The following is a 1542-nucleotide window of genomic DNA, read 5'->3' as shown; positions in this document are numbered from 1 at the left end:
GAGGAGCTCTGGTCGGTCGAAACGGGTGACTGGACCGGGTCCGGACCGGCCACCGACGGCGAAACCGTCTACGCGGCGAACATCGACGGGAACGTCTACGCGCTCGCGGCCGACACGGGCGAGCAACGGTGGCGTTTCCAGACCGGCGGTGAGGTGTGGTCCTCGCCGACGGTCGCCGGCGACCGCGTCTACGTCGCGAACCGCGCCGGCAACGTCTACGCGCTCGACGCCGCCGAGGGGACCAACCAGTGGGGCGTCTCGATCGGCGAAGTGGTCTTCTCCTCGCCGACCGTAGTCGGCGAGAGTCTCTACATCGGTAGTACCGACGGTGCGCTGTACGCACTCAGATAGCCCTGCGGAACCCTTTTGCCGGCCACTCCCGTACTCGATTTCACTATGAGCATGGGATCAGATATGTATCGCGAGCAGATCCTCGATCACTACAAGAACCCCCGGAACTACGGCGAACTCGAGGAGCCGACCTTCTCACACGTCGGGGAGAACCCGATGTGTGGCGACGAGATCCGGGTCGACGTCAACCTCGAAGACGACGACGAAACCATCGAGTACGTCGCGTTTTCGGGTGACGGCTGTGCGATCAGTCAGGCTAGCGCGAGCCTGCTCACCCAGGAGCTACCCGGCATGAGCATGGACGAACTCGCCGAGATGGATCGGGACGACATCGCCGAGATGCTCGGTATCGAACTCAGCCCGATGCGCATCAAGTGTGCGGTGCTCGCCGAGAAGGTAGTACAGGACGGCGCGGATATCTACAAAGGTGAAAAGGAGATCGACAGAACCACGACCGAGGACTAACTCCACGGGCTCGACCCGAGTTCGGCCGTGAGTCGCGATCCCGTACGGATCCGACAGTCCTCCCGTGGAACCGCGATACACAGCAGTGCGTAGCCATCCCTTCTGTCCGACTCTTCGAGCGCACGTGGCATCCTGCGGTGTTCGATACTCCCCTCCAAGACCTGCCCGACACATTCGGCACAGGTCCCGCTACGACAGTCGTAGGGAAGACGGATTCCCCCGCGAGCGGCGGCTTCGAGGACCGTCTCGTCTTCCTCGGCTGAAAAGGTTTCGACGCGGTCGTCGGGCCATTCGAGGGTGATCTCGTGGGTCATACTCGATAGGAAGGACTGTGGACACACATACCCGTCGACGGCCACAAAGGAACCGGAGAGAAGGGACTATTCGGGCTTCAGACCCGCACCTTCGACGCGCATGACCGACTCGCCGTCAGGGAGGTTCGGCGCGTCCACGAGGCGAACGATCCGCTTGTTGCCCTTCGATTTGCGCAGATACATCCGGAAGGTGGATTTGTGGCCGAGGATATTGCCACCAATAGGCTGGGTCGGGTCGCCGAAGAAGGAATCGGGATTCGAGGCGACCTGATTGGTCACGAGGATCGCGGTGTTGTAGAGGTCGGCGATCCGCGAGAGGTCGTGGAGGTGTTTGTTGAGCTTCTGCTGGCGTTCTGCGAGCTGACCACGGCCCACGTACTCCGCGCGGAAGTGTGCAGTCAGCGAGTCGACA

General features: G+C 62.1%; 3 protein-coding genes and 1 pseudogene. 2 read left to right on the top strand and 2 right to left on the bottom strand.

From position 1 onward, the window contains the following. A partial coding sequence (locus EAO80_RS18965) for an outer membrane protein assembly factor BamB family protein (RefSeq protein ID WP_162994092.1) occupies nt 1-351 on the top strand: 351 nt, incomplete at its 5' end. A 45-nt stretch (nt 352-396) separates the two neighbouring features. Continuing rightward, nucleotides 397-816, top strand: coding sequence for an iron-sulfur cluster assembly scaffold protein (locus EAO80_RS18960; RefSeq protein WP_122091382.1), 420 nt, complete (start codon nt 397-399; stop codon nt 814-816). Here EAO80_RS18960 and EAO80_RS18955 read toward each other — a convergent pair. Beyond that, on the bottom strand, nt 813-1130 hold the full coding sequence (locus EAO80_RS18955) for a 2Fe-2S iron-sulfur cluster-binding protein (RefSeq protein ID WP_122091381.1): 318 nt from the start codon (nt 1128-1130) through the stop codon (nt 813-815). The two genes, EAO80_RS18960 and EAO80_RS18955, sit on opposite strands and share 4 nt — an antisense overlap. Before the next feature lie 66 nt (nt 1131-1196). Further along, nucleotides 1197-1542, bottom strand: a pseudogene (gene radA / locus EAO80_RS18950) (DNA repair and recombination protein RadA); the annotation flags it as partial.

Origin of the sequence: Halalkalicoccus subterraneus, assembly GCF_003697815.1 — an archaeon.
Taxonomy (GTDB): Archaea; Halobacteriota; Halobacteria; order Halobacteriales; family Halalkalicoccaceae; genus Halalkalicoccus; species Halalkalicoccus subterraneus.
Note: the sequence above shows the minus strand (reverse complement) of the source record. Positions and strands in the feature narration are given on the sequence as shown.

Coding starts and splice junctions, on each gene's coding strand:
- EAO80_RS18960 (WP_122091382.1), top strand. CDS start 397: ATGAGCATGGGATCAGATATGTATCGCGAGCAGATCCTCGATCACTAC.
- EAO80_RS18955 (WP_122091381.1), bottom strand. CDS start 1,130: ATGACCCACGAGATCACCCTCGAATGGCCCGACGACCGCGTCGAAACC.